Genomic DNA, 18,865 nt, shown 5'->3' on the forward strand with positions numbered 1-18,865 from the left:
CGAGCATCCACCCTGAAGCCAATTTCAAGCAAGGATGAGGACGAGGGGCTTTATGCCCCGACCCCTAAATGTTTTAAATCTTATCTTCCTCTAAAACAAAAACTTCTCACACACACACCTAGCGGTCGAACACCTATGTGTGTGAGTATTCCTTTTTTATTCTTAATAATAGTTATTTTGTGGAGGTATCTTTGTTTTTCTCTTTGTATTCTTCTTTGGATATTTCTTAGGACGTTGATAAAACCATATATTTATAATTTACATAAAATCAGTATGTTATACCAATTAATGTTGGTAGAAAACATGTTAATAAAAGGAAACTAATGAGAGGTGATTTGTTGATGTGATGATAGAATTTGCCACCAAAAATCTGTTATTAAGGGCAAAAAATGTCAGCAAATATACGAGTAACTGGGAAGACGCGCGCGTAATAATAGCTTGCTATTATTTTGAGGCAAAAAGAAATGTGTAAAGAAAAAAGAAAAAATAGAGAATATTGCAGAAAAAAGAAAGATTTTCCTTAAAAAATTTGGTGGATTTAGAAAATCTTTGTAATTTTGCAACCGAAAGAAGGCGATAATATCGCTTTTAAGCACCACGCCTTCTGTTCATTTAAAATTTTCATTTAAATTAATCGAAGGCGTGAGGATTGGAACCCCCCACGCTTTTTTTTGTCCAAAAGCGAACTTTTTAGGGCAAAAATTTGGTCAGTTCAAAAAAAAGATATATCTTTGCCGCCGATAATGCCAATGACGAAGGTTCCAAATATAATCGTCAGCGGTTATTTATGATTTAAATAGAAAATGTTATATGAACGCAATAGCAGCAAGGATTCATTTCCTACAGGTATATCCAGTCTTGGATTGTGTTACGGCTCAAAAGGACGTAATCGCCTCTCTGTGTTTGCAGCAGAGAGGAGGTTACTATGGAGAAGCGTAATCAAAATAATCAGCAGTCTCAAAAGGACTTAAAGTACATCAATGTACCTCTCTCCATCGTCAAGAAGCGATGGTTCAAGGGGGAGAATGCCGTGCGTGCGTGGTTCTTCTACGCATGGAATGCCCTTATGTCCCGTTATGATGCCGATGTTATGGTCAAGGGACAGACGTTTCACCTTACAGAGGGGGAGACTATATGCACACGAAGCTATCTTTCAGAGTCTTTGGGTATCAAAGATTCTATGGCAAAAAGTAGCACAGACAGTCTCAAACGTACAGGAGCTATCGCTGTTAAGCAAGAGGTTATATCTAAGGATATAAATAATGCGAAGAACAGTGTGAGCCGTGTGGCGGTCAATGGCATACCTACCCCAAACGAGCCATACGTCAAGATGTATTTCCCTGTTGACGTTGCTGATTTCTGGTCAACTCCTTATCTTGCTCAGCTCTATACATATATGGTATGCAATGCTTGGCATGAGAACACTTGGATTGTGGGTACAGGTTGCCATGCCCAGCAAATTACTCCTGGAGATTTCCTGTTCTCGTATGAGAAGGTAGCAAAGGCGTTGAAATGCAATCAATGGAGATTTAAGGAACTGCTTAAGTTACTGGAAAAGATTGGTGCCATCACTCGTGTGAAGAGGGTAGGAAACAGAGGTGTGCTCATACATTTGAATCTTTATCCTCAGGCAAAGCAACAGGTAAAGACCAATGACAGTGCAAATAAGGGTCTGGAAGCTCATGTCGAGCAGTCAAAGCCTACATTATCCCCTACCCCATCTGTCAAGCCTGTAGCAGCCAAGAACGAGGTAATGAACCCTTCACGCCAGATAAGCAAAGAAATACTCGATACACCTGTAACAGAGGCTATAAAGTATCTTTTCTTTAACAAGAAGAAAAACAAGGATATTGATCGCCTCAATGACATCATATCATATGTGAACGAGAATATGCCAGCGGACTTCCCTGCCGAGCAGTTAAAGCCAGCCATGGACTATTATTTCAAGGAGTATGGTGACGACTATATAGAAAGAAAGAAAGTCGTTAAGGCTATTGGTGAGTTCAAGGGACTTTTGGCTAGATCTCTTTCCACCAAAGCCAATAGGGAAAGTAAAATTCAAGAACTCAATCGACAGATAGCAGAGGAGGAGAACAAGTATAAGGCATTTAACGAAAAATGGAAGACCATTGGAGAGAATTTCAAAATGTATATGGAAAAAGAGGACTGGATCAGTACGTTGAATCCAGAAACTATAGATTCTATGTATCATACTCTTTGGTATGCAAATCTGAAGGGTACTTTCGTTGAAGAGAGCCTTTTGAAAAAGGGGAAAAGTATAAACTGCCCTTCTTCGTGGGATGCTCAAACTAGCAAATGGGCAAATTACATCGTAAGGTTCTTTGAGTGCATCGATAATGTGGACGCATTAAGAGAGATATACCGAGCTATTTCGGAAAACAGATATGCAGAATTTCGAAGCATTTACGAAAAGAAAACAGCGGAATTGAATAAACTTAAAAATGTGATATAGTATGAATATAATAGGGGCAAAGGAAATATCATTGGGTGTCGACAAGATACTTGGGTGTGACAGTGAGGTCTGTGACTTCGATGACGAGACTGTATATGTCAATACTGGTGAGGAGTCCTTGGATTTTGATGAACTGTTGAAGTTGCGCAAGAAATATCGCATAGAGGCCATTCTTGTGAGTGATACAGGTGATGACAATCTGGTTCTTCAGATAGACATCCGTACTGATGAGCAGAGACAATTTGACAAGGAGGTTGGAGAAGAACTGCTGTCTCAAAATTGTGAGAGGTAAGCCCCTTAGAATTATATTTGCTCAAGCGAATACAATGCTTGCAGTTGATAATCAATATATTATGTGTTATTAGATATAGGTGCTAAATATGCTTGTAGAATATTTGCTAACTTTACTAAGTTAGTAAAGTTATCTAAAAGTATAAACTTAGTTAAATTTACAAAGCTTTCTTTGCGGTATGCAAGATTCTTTGTATATTTGCAGCATAATAACAAAATAAGTAATATATGGCAAAGATCATTGTATTTTCAAATCTGAAGGGTGGTGTAGGCAAGAGTACTTTGTGCTGTCACTTTGCCCACTTCCTAGTAGCAAAGAACCAGAAAGTTGCTGTGCTAGATGCAGACCTTTCCCACAACATCTATAACTTGCGCCAACGAGAACTGGCCAAAGTTAAAGATGCAGTTAAGCCTTGGGAGGTTTGGACTCTAGATGCAGCTGCGAGTACTGATGCCGTCATAGAACGAGCAAAGACGCTTCCAGGCTATGTCTTGATAGACTGTCCGGGAACACTAAACGACCCTGCTCTACTGAAGGTTTTTCAAGCTGCTGATGCAGCTGTTATTCCTTTTAGATACGATGATTTTATGATCGATTCTACATTCACCTTCACAAAAGTCTTGATGAAGGAAGCACCACAGGCGAAGAAAATCTATGTGCCAAACATCATCAAGATGGGTGTTAGGTATGCGCTCCAGGAGTCAGCTACGGAAATGTTCAGCAAAGCTGGCGTAGTTACATTCCGTGTAAAAGATGGTGTTGCAATTCAGCGATTATCTACGCTTTATGCACAAGATCAATATCAGGAAGCAGCAACGGCAGGTGCGTTTAATGCTATATATGAGGTAGTTAGATAAATGCATTACAAATATTACTAACTTAGCAAACTTAGCAAAGTTAGCAAGGTTAATAAAGTTAGCACACTTAATAAATTTAATAAGATATGAACAAGAAGAAAACAACAACACAAGATATGAGCGAGTTTGGAAGTATCGAAGGATTTGGTGACCTCATGGGAACTACACCAGATTCTTCTAATCGTGGCATCGGGGAGTTGCATGGTGAGAAGAAAACCGAAAAGACACCTTCTAAGAGGGCTGTCAAAGGTGCAGCTGCAGGTTGCAAGGTTGGATATACACGCCATACGTATATGCTGCCTCAAAAGATGATAGAGCAAATTAAAGCTGTATCGCAGTTCTTTGGAATAACAGAGTCTTCTTCTGCTGAGCAGTTGATACAAAAGGGACTTGAAGCAATCGAGGCCGTGCATGGTAAAAAAGCCGTAACGCTCCAAAAAACAAAGAGTTTGTTTGAAAAATAGCAAATATTACTAACTTAGGTAACTTTGTAAGGTTAACAAACTTAGTAAATAATATGAGTCAAGCAGAAGTAGATGCAGCTAACAAGCTGATAATAGATTCAATCACGAAATACAAAGTCATCGTTGCAGGATGTAGAGACTTTGCTGATTACGAACTGCTGAAGGAGAAGTGTGACTTCTATCTTCAGAATAAGAAACCGGAAAATATCGTGATCGTCTCCGGTCATGCCAGTGGTGCTGATGACCTGTGTGAACGCTATGCCCAGGAACGAGGCTTGCAGCTGGAGACGTTTCCTGCTAACTGGAAAGCCCATGGTAGGGCAGCCGGACCAATCCGTAACGCTCAAATGGCTAGCGTGGCTCACGCCCTCATAGCGTTTTGGGACGGTAAAAGTCGGGAATCAAAGAACATGATAGATACGGCTACCAAACGAGGCTTACAGGTGGCTGTGGTTAGATATTAACAAATAAAACACATAGGTTATGAAACAGAATCAAAACAACATAGAATGCGCTCCTACTAAACAAGAGGAAGGAGTTGCAAATTGTTTAATACAGATGTGCAAGGACTCCAATGCTGCTATTACTTCCTTTAGTATGAGCTGCGAAGATGGCTACGAAGTAACGATTTCAGCTCGCAAGAAGGGAAAGAGGACATATAACGAGTTCTCTCTAGAAGAGTTTGAGACTATCAAGGCTATGGCAAAAGAGAAGCTTGACCAGGCAGAGGACAAGCAGAAGCTCCAGGACATCATCGATGTTTGCGATAGCAATATTGAAGATATCAAGGAAAAGGAGCAGGAGAAAGAAGACGGACCAATCCCACAACATTAACAATATAGCAAATGAAACTAAGATTAGCAAGAAAGATATTATCTAGAAACAACTCCAATAAAGCAAATTATTGGAATGGCTACACACATAGCTCTATAGAAAGTTTTATCTTCTTTTCAAAAAATGAACGTGTTCGGAAAGCCTTAAGAACAGCTTGTAAGTTTTCAACTCCACCAGCCCCACTTTCAAGGCCATCACAACAACAAATCAGTGCAATATGAGTCAAGTAGATATAGATGCAGCTAACAAGCTGATAATAGCATAAGCAAATAGATAAATATAATAAAATCAAAATGAAGAAGTTATTATTTCTCAAAAAAAATAAAATAGATATTATGCAAAGAGCGATAGTCACTCTTTGCATAATATCTATTCCTTTTTTTCAATCGTTTTCTAAAAGGTATTCAAAGACAAACTTAAAGATAGATATTCCTTCTGAGAATATTCATTTTAGAATGCAAGTATATAAAGGCAAAAACTATTTTATTTTACCGAAAGTAGCTTCACACTCTTTAAATAAATATATGGATAATGAAAGAATTTGGCAATGGGAGAAAACATATATTATTGGCAAAACAAATGTAATATTAGACAGTTTAAAAGTTGGAGACATCGTTGGAGATATATGTACTGGTTTTTATAAAATTCGTAAGAAAACTTCTTTTAGATTATTATATTTTATTCCACCACAAAAAATAGGATATGTCATATTACCTTATATGTATAACGAAAAAGCAAATAGACTTTATATTAAAAATATTAGCGATTATATAACTACACCAGATACAAAATACCTCTATTCTATAGATGATAATCACCTTATATGGATAGAAAATACACCATCTTATGAAAAAATACCAAATGAAGTATGTCGTTTGCAGATATATAATCATCCATCTCTAAGCGTAGAGAGAGAATTAAAGGAAAAATATCTTAAGGAATAATAGTCCTAATGGCATAAAATACATCCAACTAGCTTTGCAGAAAGGTAAAAATAAAATAAAGTTCGATAAAATTAAAATATAATCGAACTACAAAATAATCTCGAAATAACTGCTAAAAATCTTGGTAGTTATTTCGATTTTTTGTATCTTTGCAATCGAAATTAAATAGAAATATAAACATGGCAAAGATCGGATATGCAAGGGTCTCCACAAAAGACCAGAATTTGGACTTACAATTGGCAGAATTAGAAAAAGCTGGTTGCGAAAAGGTGTATTCCGAGCACAAAAGCGGCATAAAAGCCCGTTTAGAGCTAGCAGAAGCGATAAAATACCTTCGAAAGGGAGACATACTAGTCGTGTACAAATTCGACCGTCTAGGACGTTCTTTAAGAGATTTACTAAACATCATTTCAGAGTTGCACGAAAAAGGAGTATCGATACAATCTCTTAAAGACAATATCGATACGTCATCCACATCTGGCAAATTAATGATGCATATCTTCGCAAGTCTTGCTGAATTTGAACGTGACCTTATCGTTGAGCGCACCCAAGCCGGACGCAAAGCAGCCATGGCAAAGGGCAAGAAAATGGGAAGGCCAAAGCTAAAGCGACATACAAAAGCCAAGGCTACAGTATCCCTTTACAAGAACGGCATGACCATAGATGAAATCCAAAAACAGCTAGGTATAAAATCGAAATCTTCTATTTACAGATTTTTGCGCATTGAAGGCATAGAACCAACAAGAAAGCCACATATCTGCAAGAAGAAGTGAGAGACAAAAACATGGTTAAACAAAAAAATGAACAAATGAACAAAATAGATATATTATATCAAAAATGGCAATCATTGCAACCTCTACCAGAAAGGAAGCAATATCTTTTGAGTCAACGCTTTACGGTTGATTATAACTACAATAGCAATCATATCGAAGGAAATACTTTAACGTATGGCCAAACTGAGTTATTATTATTGTTTGGGAAAGTTAGCGGAGAGGGAGACTTAAAAGATTTTAATGACATGAAAGCAAGTCAAGTTAGCTTGAAAATGATAGAAGAAGAGGCCAAAAACTTGAATATGCCACTTACAGAAACCTTTATACGTCAACTTCACAAAACATTACTTCGTGAGGACTATGAAGTACATAACCAACTACCAGGTGGAATACAAACAAGCTATACTGTTCATGCAGGACGATACAAGACCCGACCAAACAGTGTAAGGACTCGCTACGGAGATTATTTTGAGTACGCATCACCAGAAGAAACTCCTGCTCTAATGTCTGATCTCGTGACTTGGTTTAACAAGGAAGAAGCTTCAGGAGTTCTAACTCCCGTTGAACTAGCGTCGCTATTCCATTACCGCTATATACGAATTCATCCATTTGAGGATGGCAATGGTCGAGTTGCCAGACTAATGGTAAACTACATCCTTGCACGCCATAATTGGCCAATGGTTGTTGTCAGAAACAAAAACAAGAACAAATATATAGATGCCTTACATGAAACAGACGTTGTAGTAGGTCCTACACCTTCTGCAGGAGCACATGCCAAAATCTCACAAATTAAACGTTTTGCAAAATATTTTAATGGACTTGTTGAAAAGGAATTGAAATACTACATAGATTTCGCTACAGAAACATCTGAAAAAGTATGGTGGTATGACGGAAGTAAAATTGTGTTCAGAAGTGAATCCAGTAATAAATTACTTCATGCCATGCAAGAAAATCCATACATAACAACAGAAGAGTTAAGTAAAGAAGCAGATATTGTTGTTACAGCAGTGAAAAAGCAATTGCGAGCCATGATAGAAAAAGGTTACATCCAAAGAAGAGACAACGATAACAGCTGGCACGTCTTCGCAACTTCTTCGATATGATCATCTTGCAGACACAATATATACAACTCGGTAAATTGTTTCTGTTATACAAGTATTTTTATTAACATTTTTACGAAATCACCTACTTATATCATATTTTCAACCAACCGGGTTTTACTCAAAAAAAATACGTATGAAGGTATACTAAGGGCACCTTTATACGTATTTTTTAAGTAAAACACTCTTTTAAACCAAGCTACAGGAAACACGAATATCAGATTATTATATTTTACATATTAAAAGCAAAACTTTTGCTATTTCATTTATAATTTCAAAATACCAGACAATAACTTGCAAGATGTTTGCAAGTTAAACACATCTAACGCCCGAAAAATAATATGCAGATATTTTGCAAATTAAATGTTTTTTAGTATCTTTGCGACAAAATTATAAATCAAATATAAAACATAAAGAAAGGAGTTTGTATGAAAGCTCATGCAGAATTAAAGAACTTATTAAAAGGCAAGAAGATACAAGCATTTGTTAAAGACATGTGCTTGCATGCCTATCCCTGGACAGAACGCATTCCTGTAGAATATTTGGAATATAAGATATTCGAAGAGTTCCGTTTACGTGAATCAACAGGCGAAAAGACACGCATTGGACTCGACAAAAAGCTACAGATAATTCCTGATGTTATACTATTCATTAAACCAGGTTATCGAGCTCTTAATCAAGGGCATTGTTTTACCATTGCCCTAGAGATAAAAGAGTTTAAAGATGACCTGATGCGTGACGAGAAGTTATGGAAGTATGTTGGCTGGACAGATTTCTTCTTCATTGCCGTACCTGATGATCTCACTCAATATGCGTTTGAAAAAATAGTCGAGGTGAACAACGAACACCCAGAGACACTATCGAAAATAGGTGTATTAGGTCTCGAAACGGGCGAACTATACTCTCATCCGCAACGCTCAGAAGTTAGCATTGAAAAGCAGAACCTGGTATTGCAGAATGCAGTCTATAACTACGCCTTCAAAGATGCAAAGACTATTTTCTTCACTCCCGAAGAACTACCAACACCGGTAGCTTTAACAGGAAAAAATATGGTTGAGGAAGATGCTAAAAACTCTGCGAAAAATAACCCGCAACAAAACTGCAAGTTAAAAAATAGCGATACACTGCAGTATGAAGAGCGACAAAATAACCTGCAAGAAAACTGCACGTTAAGAAAAGATGGCTATAAACAACTTTCTAACGAAGAAAAGGCTGCACGAAAAGCAGCCTTCCTGGCACGTCAGGAGTTTCGTGAGAAACGAGCTGTAGAACTAGCAGAAAAATCTACTGTACTCAATGAAGATATACGTCAGCGCCTCATGGCACAACCGCCAAAAGCACAGGAAGTGTTCTGGAAAATACGTGAATCCAAGAACGGCAAGCAACTTCAAGATATAGTATCAGAACTTGACTATTCTCAAAGAACAGCCGCTTACGGACTTGCCAGTCTCACTTCTGCCGGATTGATCAAACGTGACGGAAGCCGTAAAACAGGAGCCTACACTGTCACAGACGTAGCAGCATGCAACACAACGTGTGCAACTTGCTCAATAGCTCTTCAATGCAAAGACTACAAACCAGTATAACATTCCATTCCAAATCTTGTCGTGATAGTCTGTCAAGTAGAAATTGACAAAGCCAAAGAACAAACATATAGTATTTAATAAATACAATAAAAATTATTTATTAAAGCATAAACAATAGTTCGTTAATAATTCAATAATGTGCTAAGCAGCTATACGCTGTAAGCACGAGAGATCTTTGAAAATCTTGCTAATTAAAGTTCGGTTCGGGATGTACCCGCATGCTTTAAAAATTCGTCTCACCAGATAAATGTTGGTCATCAGTGACTTGAATGAAGACATAGAATATTCCATTCCCATCTCCTTCATAGTTACCTTGGCAACATTTAGTGATGTGAACGAAGCATTGAAAGCAAAATCGAGTTTCCACTTATCGCGAGCCTGGCAGTCCATAAGACCAGTATAGCCTTTGGCGTCACGAAAGCAAAATTCGATCTGAAACCTGGTTCTATAATAAAGAAGTACCTCTTCACCCGAAAGTGAGGTGTCTGTAGAGAAGAATAGTTTCTTCTTGCCATTCGGCATCTGCCAGATGACAAGTCTAACTTTACACTTGAGTGCCTTGGAATAGGCAATCAAAGTATAAGCTGTTCCTTCTATATCTTTCATCTCCATCTTCTCCATTCGAGTGAGGTCAAGATTCTTCATATCAATCTTGCCATCCTTGGTCTTGGGGCGACCACGTTTTCCAGTACGTGGACCAGTATAGACATAAAAGAGACAAGCATTGTCACGAAAGCGGCTTATCAAAGAGAACCCTTCTTTCTTTATCCCATTAACAAATGTACTTGTAGAGAAGTAAGCATCTGCAACTATGAGGGTTGAGAGTTTAAGAAGTTCCTTGCGGTAACGCTTAATGACGCTGATATAGAAATCTACCATAGTCTTGTTTCTAAGACTCAGTTCTTTATTATTTAGCGACTGGTGGGCTCTTAACATCATGCAGTCTTTGGTATCAATATCAATGAGTCCAATACCCATGATTTCGAGACCATGTTTAACAGACTGAGCACATCCTGACCAAAAACGACCGATATGTGGTGTTTTCTTGCCAGCTTTACTGATGTAGCTGGGATCAATGGCAATAGCCCATCTTCCCTGTTTACCCAAGAAGCGCTTGGCAAGTGAGACATTAAGTTTGAGCCAATCAATGCACTTCGACTTTTTCAAGCCGAATGCGTTGCGATAGGTTTGCTCAACATGCAAGCCATACCTCCCCATTTGGGTGAAATTTATCTTTCTTGGTATTACCATGAACAAAATTATCACCTCGATGAGTATTTTCTCGAAACTTTTTGTTATCTTTGCAGCTGAATCTTCAACTGCATCTTTAAAGATATCCATATATTGGTCAAGTCCTGTATTCATGTAATATTGTATTTGTCGTGATCTACAAAGTTACTGAAAATCAGCGACTTGACCAACTTTTTACAGTTAAGTTTTCATAAGCATTTCTTAATATAAGTTATTGATTTACAGACGATTAAATATTAATTTAACGCAGTATTGTATAAGCAGAAGTATATGAAAATATAAGTTTAGTATATAAAAATATAACTTTGCATGAAACTTAGAATGTGTTACATTATCATTCTTGCACAGCAAGTTAGAGAGAACTTTTGTTTGCTCTCTCTAACTTACAACTTGATTATGTATATTTTTCTATTCTTCTTTTGATGAGAAATTCGGAATTTTGTTGTAGAGTTCCCATACCAATTTTGAATTCTTTTTCTGTTCTTCATTACTAGTTTCAAAGAAACGTGCATTAAATAAAGCATGTTTGATGCCGGGATTCTCGATGATGAAGTCTATCAATTCTTTTATATCTTTCTTGAAGAACTTTGGAACTCTGATAGTTGTTGTTTCTGAATATTCAAGATTCTTATGTTTCGATTTGCGACCTGCGCCCTCACGCTTTCCACCTCTAGCATCTTTAATATCTACTTCTTTGCTGGGCAAGTTGTAGTCATTTTCTACAAACATATAATCTCCACATACGCACAGCTCTTCCAGTTCATACTTTGTGTACGAAGTCAATCCGCTCTTTTTCGCCTGAAGCTCAAGAACACGGTTGTAACTATCTAGCTTCTCTTCAAATTCTTGGTCGTTCTTGGTCAGAACGTCATAACCGTGCTTGTGCAACAACTCTACGAATTCTCTTGTCTCGTCAAAAAAAAGATGGCGTCTTGTGGATAAACACTCGACACATGAGTTACCGCCTACCTTAACCAGGTTGCATACAAATTCTGTTGCTTCTATAGCTTCTATTGTTTTATGTTTCATATTTCTATATTTTGATTGTGTAACATATTCATTAATTATAGTGCAAAGATACAAAAAAAATATGAAATACGCAAGAGAACACAGTTAACAAATACAAACAAAACATTAACAAAGCATAAAGGCATAATGTTTACATTATTACACAACAAACGAATGTAAAAAACACGATTTCAGATACTTGCATTTTTACAAGCATAACAGATTATATCAATAAAGCTCACCATAGTGCAAATAAAAAGGGGTAGAGAATCCCTACCCCACCTCTTGTTTTGTCTTATAAATTCTCCCCATCGGCTTGATTGTATATATTATCATAGAACATACAAATGTAGTACTCTCCATTAACTCTTACAATTTTGAACCAAACAGGTTTCATAAGCATCAATTCCGTGCCTATTTTTATTGTTGTATTTGCAATTTCCTTCGTTATTTCTTCTGACGGATTTTTTAATTCAGCCTCTGTGTATTTGCTTAACAACTCATTACGTACTTTCTCTTGTAAAGCCAAAGTGTAGGTTTTCTCCATATCGGGAACTTGATAAAACGCAGCTTCATAGTTCTTATTGTGAACAGTCATTTCATACGATATATCTTCTTCATCAGACAAAGTGTATTTATCAAGCGAAAAGTACCGTTTGTTATTTTCAAATTGGCTCACAAGATTATTGAAACGAATTTTTATTTGGGCTTCATCCACAGTAAAATTATCCGCAAGCATGATTCTATATACCTTATTATTGTTGGTGCGGATATATACATTAACATTACACCCATTAAATTCGCCTTCTAAATATTCTTCATCACCAAACTTCTTAGGAACAAAACCTTTACTTACCAGTTTTTGTTTCATACTTGAAACGGTTCCATCAACTGGTATGCCGAGGAACGTTGTCACGTCTTTGTTTTGTGCGAATGAAGCAAATGATATTGTCATTGCTATCATCATTAAAATAATCTTTTTCATAATCAAAGACTTGACCGTGTTGTCGAGGGCTTTTTTGCTGCAAAGGTATATATAAATATTGGGAGTCCATCATTTTATAAGCACTACTTTTTATTTTAACACTTTCAAGAGAAAACAATAAAGATACATAACAAATTAAGTTAATATTAAGGTGTACTCCTACCGAAACTTACTACGAAAAAACGTATTGCCAGGTAAGATTTAATATTTGGACACAAAAAAGCCCCCGATGCGTCACGCACCAGGGGCTCAGAAATCTTTTAATTATATTTCCTATCATTATATGAAAACTGTCGTATGTCAAATTACGGCAGTCTGTAATTCTTTAGCTATTTGATGAAGGCATTCCAAAATTTGCTGCTTTCTCTTTTTGCTAGGCTCATGAATACCCATCGAATATTGTCTCATAAGCGATGCGTTAATGCCAGCTTTCTTTGCGACCCCACTCATATTGAGGTATGAGTAATAGTCAAAGAAGGAACCAATATCAAAGCGGAACGTAAACTCCAACTCAGGCATTTGTTTACCCTCTTGCTCAAGAAGCTCCTTGATTTCCTTCTGTGCCACATACATATCCTCAATAGCTTGCTTGGCGGTGTTGCCATACCCAGTAAGTCCAAAGTTTGGAAGCTTCTCAACCATGAAGCAAGAGAAGTTCTTCTCCTGCTTACCTTTCTCAACCTGTATCGTTACTTTTGTTGCCATACTTTTTAATCAATTAAAAAGAGACCTTAAAACTAACCACCCCATCCGTCTCAACGAACTTAGTCAACTAGAGAAAAATTGCCGGGCTTAAAGCCCGAGCAATCTTTCTAGAATACTGTCGTAAGTCTTTTGAGCGACTTCCCGACTGCCGTGTCGTGGAACCGGACATTTAAGTCCTGTAATAGGACTGTACCAAACATCGTGATTTCCACCATGCCGAACAACGAAGCATCCCGCTCGGTTCAGCTGTCTAACTAGTTGACTAGTTTTCATTTAATGAAAGGAGTTTAATTAATTAAAAGATCTCTTTGTCTGAAAGACGATGCAAAGATAACAAAAAAGTTATATGCTACCAAACAAAAAGATAACTTTTTTGTTATGTATAGTAAGATTTAACATTTGGGCACAAAAAAGCCCCCGATGCGTCACGCACCAGGGGCTTAAAGAGTTCATTTAATTACTTTATGAAACACAACCATCAAAAGACGGTTGCTTGTAAATCCGCTTTAATATTGCCCATACAGGCGTTGAGTCGTTGGTATGTTTTCTCTCCAGCGGTCTTGACTCCACTTACATACTGGCGCATGAGCGATGGGTTGATGCCTGCACGTCTGGCAATCTCGGTAGCGTTGAGAAAGGAGAACTCCTTGAAGAAAGCTTGCACGTCGTACTTATATGTAAACGTCAAGTCTTGCAAGTCCTTGTTGTTAGGGTCATCATCCCTACATTCCTGAAGAGCCTTCATGAAGTCGGCCTTGGCTTCCTCAGCGGTCGCACCATCGCCATCTATGACACCATAATTACCCAATGGCTCATCATTGTAACAAGAGTATCCGCCATCACCATATTCTAAAATCAGCACTACATTCTTTGCCATATATCTTATTTGTTTAAATTCCCTACAAAAAGAGTTCTCTACCTCTATCTCAAAATTTGGCGATTTTTCAAGAAGTTTGACGAACATAGAATAAGTTCTGTGAACGCCTGCGTTTACTGCTTGCAAATATAGACATAATATCTGAAATTACCAAACTATTCATCATATTTCTTCAGTGCCTCGTTCATGCGCTGTTCCAGGTCACGTAAGCCAGGAACCTCTACCATAGCCAGGAGGTGGCGGCTCTGGTTGCGTATATACACCATACACTTATGAAGCAAGCTAGCTTGTCTGGCCAGTTTCTCGTTTTTACGCCTAACAGCCTCTAGCTGCATCGCCTTATCCTTCAAAGAAGGCATCTTTTTGAGTTCCTTCTTTGCTTTTTTCAACTCCGCTCCCTGCTTTTCCAGGGCTGCAGATAGTTCTTCCACTTCCTTGCGAAGTTCCATATTTTCCTCAACCTTGCGGTCGTAATCTCGGATGATGAACATCATCTGATGCTCGAAAGGTATATCTTGATTCATTTTTCCATACCATGCACATCATTTAGAGCCAAACATTTTCGAATAACGATATATCCAAACACAAAAATCTACACCGACAAGCAGTATTCCGACAATGGCTAGCCACGCATAAGCATCACCAAATATTTTAATCAGTGCAGTTAGCGTTATACACATACATGCAGTAGCAATAATGAATGTTCTCCAAAACATACCTTTATACGACTTTCTTACACCATCTACGACTTCTAAAGCTGCATTATTTATGTCACTCTTGAAACTAACAAGAAACTCTTTCTTGTATGTCTCTAGCTCATCAATATGTTTCTTACGTTCATCAGCATAAGCTTCCTGTACGCCCTTCTGCACGCCTTTCTTGATGTTGTCACGTGCTTCTTCAGAAATTGTAACAGTTATGTTTGCCAAAGCATTCTTAGCGCTGTCAATATAAGAAGAAATATTTGAATACATGCTTTCGCATTGCTCCAGAATATTTTTTAGCCCCTGCAACCGATCTCTCTCATCTCCAATTGCAGTTTCATACATCGCATTTATTTCATTATATTTCTCATTTATGCTTCTAGCAAGTTCTTCAACTTCCTTTAAAAGAGCAAGATTGCTTTCTAAGCGTTTGCGCTCATAGCTATTGTCAACATTGCTATTATCTTTATTCTCTACAGAAGACGAAACCTTCTCATGAGGTGACTGAACATCCTCAGCTACATCTTCCATACCAAAATCATAATCATTTCTAGCCATCTTTATTTATTTTATTATAATTATACTATCAAATGCAGTTGTGCTTAAAAGCATGATACCTTAATTCAAAAAGCACAACTACATTTATTCTTCTATCTCTATTATCTTCTCATGCCACGCTTCTTCGTCAAATGACTCGTACAACGCCCTACTGCCTTACGAGCAGCAGCCGCAGCCATCCGCTGCAATTCGTCTTCCGTCTTTCCATCCCAACGAAGATCATTGTCGTTGGAACCACCGCCGCCAGAAGAAGAAGGATACACATTTGCAGCAGTCATAAATTCAAAGACTGCAACAGCAACAATTTGCGCCTTCGCAGGAAGGTTTTCGTCTCTATCCCAATATTCAAGTCTATTGAGCGGCTTCACCAGCTCATCGATAAGGCTAAATGCTGCATCAGGAATACGAGCATTCATTATCTCTTCATCGTTCCAGTTCTGCATCGCATCATAGCTACTGCACTTCCACTGAGGCTTCTTAGGAAGCTCTTCTCTCTTTGCAGGGTTATTCTCTACATTATTATATGTAGGCGTAAAGGAACCTCTACCAGCAGATACTACATTATCGATTCTCTGGATTTGCGGACGATGTAATATGTTCCAGGTTCCTTGAAGCTTCGATACCATCAGATCACGTCCAAAGCCCAACTTAGAAGACTGTACAAGAATCGTACTAGACAAACTCCCATCAACCTTGAATAGGCGTTCTCCAACGGAATAGCCTCGGCAGATTCCCTTTGAATCATACTTAGCATCGATGATCCAACCACGAGAGCGCATGCCTTCAAAGTATCTCTCCAGATTAAACTTATTCATACATGCCAATACATCTATTGCATCTTTATGTATTCTGTTCTTTCGTTCTGCTCCATCACGCTCACCAACACTCTCTGCCTTTGTCCATCCTCGCTCAACAGCAAGTCTGTTCGCAGCTTGCTTTGCTCTATCTTTATATTGAGTATCATCAAGAACTTTATTCTCCTCTGTGATACGATTTAATATCAGATGAATATGAGGCTTGTCGGTATCTGTATGAAGACACGCAACCCATTGCGAGTTCTTTATATCCCATCCTTTTATCTTTCCTCTTCTTTTAGAAACAAAAGGAGTACTTAAATTTCTAATAGAATCGTCTATAAGTTTTATCCAGTCAGACTTCGTAAAGCCGGCACTTTCTTCCTTTGATGGGCAAAGTTCAATGTGAAAAAACGGATCTTCAATTTTCCTTCCACAGTTTTTCTGTCTCATCTTCATATAGTCCCATACGGCACGAGGCTCTATCGGGTCACCAAAAATATTATCCCATGGCATATTAGCAGAAGAGATAAATTCAGGTTTCCGACCATCATCCGCTTTTTTGTTCATAGCATAGTTGATGGCATTGTGCCCATGACTACTATCTGCCGTTTGTATTTTAATAACCATATCACTTACATTTATCAATGAGACGATCCAAACACTTTAACCCTTTCTGTATATATGTTCTCCAAAAGGCAAAGCTTTCTCCGGCGACTATATAGTTTGGTCTTTCGCTGTTTGGGACACCACGAAGAACCTTAAAGTATGCTCCAGCAAACTTCATTACATCAGTTCGATATTGTACAATATTTTTCATCACTTCCATTTCGTCAGGAGTCAGTGCCACCGTAGGAGTTTTGCCTTGCAGCAACGTTCTACAATAGTCTGAAAAAGACATATTGCACTTAGCAGCATTCGCTGTAAGCTCATCAGCAAGTTCTGCAGTCATTCTTATTCCCTTGATTACGGTTGCCGCATTTTTCTTCACAACAAGGGAACCACCAGAAGCTTTCAAGAGAAGATTTATTCTTCGCTTGTCTCCTTTGTACTGCTGAAACTTCTGATACTCATCTGCTGTTATTTCATACTTCAATCCCTGATAAGCATTCTTCGTTTTTTTGCAAATGAAAGCATGTATGTAGAACCGTTCTGGACCTCCACTAATATGAACGTCCAATACCAATATAGGCATAAATACCTTCTTGGATTTACCAGAAGCAACATCTTCTGTTACCAGGTAAAACGCCTTGCCAGGCGAAGCTTTCTGTAAAGCCTCGTCACCGTTGAAGCGATATATTGTTTCTTTCTTTTCTTCCATTATTCATACATTTTATTGCGAGCTTGCGAGTAATCAAGTTCTGTATTTTAAACCAATGCTCGTAGAGAATTGTTTAACAATACCCCAACTTGCAATAGTACATTACTTTTGCTCTATAAAAACTTTACTACAAAGATAGTAAAATTCTCTGTATCAGCAAAGAAAACTCTCTAAGTAAAGCGAACATTTAAGCATCATTAAAGATAGCGAGCTTCGTTTTAAGACTTGTTGTTACTTCTTCGTTAGAACTTGTCTGAAAGACCAGAAGAGATAGAAAGAAACAGGAAGAGAGAAAGGGGAAACAGGAAGAGCTTGAAAGACTTGAAATGCCAAAATAACATTTCAAGTTGAAGCGGAAACAGAAGACCTCGTCTTTTTGAGAAAAATAACATAAGAAAATTGGCAATACAAAAAAATCTTTGTACCTTTGTATTTTCTTGGTATAAAACAATACAAAGAAATCCTTTGGATTAATTTATAATAAAACGATTATGATAGCAGTAATATACGCAAGAGTGTCAACGTCAGCTGGAAAGCAGGACACGGAACGTCAAGTTAAGGAACTGACAGAATTTGCAAAGGAATATAACATCGAAATTGCAAAAGTCTTTCAGGACTATCAGTCTGGAGCAACCCCAAACTCAGAAAGACGATTCTTGCAGGAATGTTTGAGATACTGCACAGTTGTAAATAAAAACGTAAACTGTATTTTAATGTCGGAAGTGTCAAGATTGGGACGTGATGTCTGGGAAATGACCGAGCTGGCCAAGTTCTTTCATGACCACCACTTGAACGTTTACTTCTTGCGAGAAAACCTAAGTATGTTTAACAAAGATAGCAGCGAGAATACTCTTTTCACTATGCTCTTTGCTATGTTCAGCAAGTTTGCCGAGAAAGAACGAACAGCCATCAAGGAGAGACTGCAGAGCGGCTACAAGAACTTCCGGGACAAGGGAGGGAAGGTTGGTCGAAAAGAAGGAAGCGTCAAGACCAAGGAGCAACTTGAACAGGAATACAAGCATGTCATCAAAGAACTAAAAGCAGGGTTGAGCATAGTCAAAGTTGCAAAGCTTTGTGATGTGGCACCAGGAACAGTTGCAAAGATTAAAAGAATCTTTTCAATCAACTACACACCAAAGAAATAGCGCAAGAAGGGTGACGGACTCTATACCACCACCCTTCTTGCTTTTTCTACACTTCATAAAAATACAAAACCATCCATATTTGCATTATATGGCACATTTTACCTCTTTTTTAAAAATGATAAAGTAAAAAATCTTGACGGCGCCAAAAATGCCTGCTACAGATGCTTCCTGTTCGTTGCCACAAACTCAAGCAA

At 37.9% G+C, this 18,865-nt stretch carries 22 protein-coding genes; 12 read left to right on the forward strand and 10 right to left on the reverse strand.

The window, feature by feature from the left end:
- The first annotated feature begins 810 nt into the window (after nt 1–810).
- From RCO84_RS00960 to RCO84_RS01010, 11 genes are all read left to right on the forward strand, one after another.
- Entirely contained in the window at nt 811–939 is a 129-nt protein-coding gene (locus RCO84_RS00960) for a hypothetical protein (RefSeq protein ID WP_317583527.1), read from the forward strand.
- Nucleotides 926–2,473: a hypothetical protein gene (locus tag RCO84_RS00965; protein ID WP_308396570.1), complete on the forward strand. Its 1,548-nt coding sequence runs from the start codon at nt 926–928 to the stop codon at nt 2,471–2,473. Before RCO84_RS00960 ends, RCO84_RS00965 begins: the two co-directional genes overlap by 14 nt.
- Nucleotide 2,474: 1 nt before the next feature.
- Nucleotides 2,475–2,765 (forward strand): hypothetical protein, encoded by a 291-nt coding sequence (locus RCO84_RS00970; RefSeq protein ID WP_287582045.1) that lies wholly within the window; start codon nt 2,475–2,477, stop codon nt 2,763–2,765.
- A 227-nt stretch (nt 2,766–2,992) separates the two neighbouring features.
- Nucleotides 2,993–3,622 carry a ParA family protein gene (locus RCO84_RS00975; RefSeq protein WP_287582046.1) on the forward strand — a complete coding sequence of 210 codons (630 nt, stop codon included), beginning with the start codon at nt 2,993–2,995 and terminating at the stop codon, nt 3,620–3,622.
- 86 nt (nt 3,623–3,708) lie between these two features.
- Nucleotides 3,709–4,086 (forward strand): hypothetical protein, encoded by a 378-nt coding sequence (locus tag RCO84_RS00980; protein ID WP_317583531.1) that lies wholly within the window; start codon nt 3,709–3,711, stop codon nt 4,084–4,086.
- 53 nt (nt 4,087–4,139) lie between these two features.
- Nucleotides 4,140–4,550 carry a DUF2493 domain-containing protein gene (locus RCO84_RS00985; RefSeq protein WP_317583533.1) on the forward strand — a complete coding sequence of 137 codons (411 nt, stop codon included), beginning with the start codon at nt 4,140–4,142 and terminating at the stop codon, nt 4,548–4,550.
- A gap of 19 nt (nt 4,551–4,569) precedes the next feature.
- Nucleotides 4,570–4,920: a hypothetical protein gene (locus RCO84_RS00990; protein WP_287582048.1), complete on the forward strand. Its 351-nt coding sequence runs from the start codon at nt 4,570–4,572 to the stop codon at nt 4,918–4,920.
- Between the two features lie 293 nt (nt 4,921–5,213).
- A complete protein-coding gene (locus tag RCO84_RS00995) occupies nt 5,214–5,864 on the forward strand; it encodes a hypothetical protein (RefSeq protein ID WP_317583534.1) in 651 nt (216 codons plus the stop codon).
- Nucleotides 5,865–6,043: 179 nt separating this feature from the next.
- Nucleotides 6,044–6,637 carry a recombinase family protein gene (locus RCO84_RS01000; RefSeq protein WP_118313057.1) on the forward strand — a complete coding sequence of 198 codons (594 nt, stop codon included), beginning with the start codon at nt 6,044–6,046 and terminating at the stop codon, nt 6,635–6,637.
- Between the two features lie 35 nt (nt 6,638–6,672).
- On the forward strand, nt 6,673–7,740 hold the full coding sequence (locus tag RCO84_RS01005; protein ID WP_118313058.1) for a Fic family protein: 1,068 nt from the start codon (nt 6,673–6,675) through the stop codon (nt 7,738–7,740).
- A gap of 425 nt (nt 7,741–8,165) precedes the next feature.
- Nucleotides 8,166–9,323 carry a winged helix DNA-binding protein gene (locus tag RCO84_RS01010; protein WP_317583537.1) on the forward strand — a complete coding sequence of 386 codons (1,158 nt, stop codon included), beginning with the start codon at nt 8,166–8,168 and terminating at the stop codon, nt 9,321–9,323.
- 141 nt (nt 9,324–9,464) lie between these two features.
- On the opposite strand, the gene RCO84_RS01015 is transcribed toward RCO84_RS01010, so the two are convergent.
- The 10 genes from RCO84_RS01015 to RCO84_RS01060 form a co-directional block, all read right to left on the reverse strand.
- Nucleotides 9,465–10,688: a transposase gene (locus RCO84_RS01015; RefSeq protein ID WP_218484369.1), complete on the reverse strand. Its 1,224-nt coding sequence runs from the start codon at nt 10,686–10,688 to the stop codon at nt 9,465–9,467.
- A 294-nt stretch (nt 10,689–10,982) separates the two neighbouring features.
- On the reverse strand, nt 10,983–11,603 hold the full coding sequence (locus RCO84_RS01020) for a hypothetical protein (RefSeq protein ID WP_317583539.1): 621 nt from the start codon (nt 11,601–11,603) through the stop codon (nt 10,983–10,985).
- Nucleotides 11,604–11,877: 274 nt separating this feature from the next.
- Nucleotides 11,878–12,567: a hypothetical protein gene (locus RCO84_RS01025; protein ID WP_317583541.1), complete on the reverse strand. Its 690-nt coding sequence runs from the start codon at nt 12,565–12,567 to the stop codon at nt 11,878–11,880.
- 300 nt (nt 12,568–12,867) lie between these two features.
- Nucleotides 12,868–13,272 carry a pilus assembly protein HicB gene (locus RCO84_RS01030; RefSeq protein WP_317583542.1) on the reverse strand — a complete coding sequence of 135 codons (405 nt, stop codon included), beginning with the start codon at nt 13,270–13,272 and terminating at the stop codon, nt 12,868–12,870.
- A gap of 87 nt (nt 13,273–13,359) precedes the next feature.
- On the reverse strand, nt 13,360–13,545 hold the full coding sequence (locus RCO84_RS01035) for a type II toxin-antitoxin system HicA family toxin (protein ID WP_119227462.1): 186 nt from the start codon (nt 13,543–13,545) through the stop codon (nt 13,360–13,362).
- Between the two features lie 205 nt (nt 13,546–13,750).
- On the reverse strand, nt 13,751–14,149 hold the full coding sequence (locus RCO84_RS01040; RefSeq protein ID WP_317583543.1) for a pilus assembly protein HicB: 399 nt from the start codon (nt 14,147–14,149) through the stop codon (nt 13,751–13,753).
- Between the two features lie 155 nt (nt 14,150–14,304).
- On the reverse strand, nt 14,305–14,673 hold the full coding sequence (locus tag RCO84_RS01045) for a hypothetical protein (RefSeq protein WP_317583544.1): 369 nt from the start codon (nt 14,671–14,673) through the stop codon (nt 14,305–14,307).
- Between the two features lie 18 nt (nt 14,674–14,691).
- Nucleotides 14,692–15,411: a hypothetical protein gene (locus RCO84_RS01050; protein WP_317583545.1), complete on the reverse strand. Its 720-nt coding sequence runs from the start codon at nt 15,409–15,411 to the stop codon at nt 14,692–14,694.
- Between the two features lie 101 nt (nt 15,412–15,512).
- Entirely contained in the window at nt 15,513–16,835 is a 1,323-nt protein-coding gene (locus RCO84_RS01055; RefSeq protein ID WP_317583546.1) for a relaxase/mobilization nuclease domain-containing protein, read from the reverse strand.
- Between the two features lies 1 nt (nt 16,836).
- Complete coding sequence (locus RCO84_RS01060; RefSeq protein WP_203051737.1) at nt 16,837–17,526, reverse strand: plasmid mobilization protein; 690 nt, start codon at nt 17,524–17,526, stop codon at nt 16,837–16,839.
- A 491-nt stretch (nt 17,527–18,017) separates the two neighbouring features.
- Here RCO84_RS01060 and RCO84_RS01065 point away from each other — a divergent pair, with 491 nt between their 5' ends.
- Nucleotides 18,018–18,671: a recombinase family protein gene (locus RCO84_RS01065; protein WP_317583547.1), complete on the forward strand. Its 654-nt coding sequence runs from the start codon at nt 18,018–18,020 to the stop codon at nt 18,669–18,671.
- Nucleotides 18,672–18,865: the final 194 nt, after the last annotated feature.

This window comes from Segatella copri, from assembly GCF_949820605.1.
GTDB lineage: Bacteria > Bacteroidota > Bacteroidia > Bacteroidales > Bacteroidaceae > Prevotella.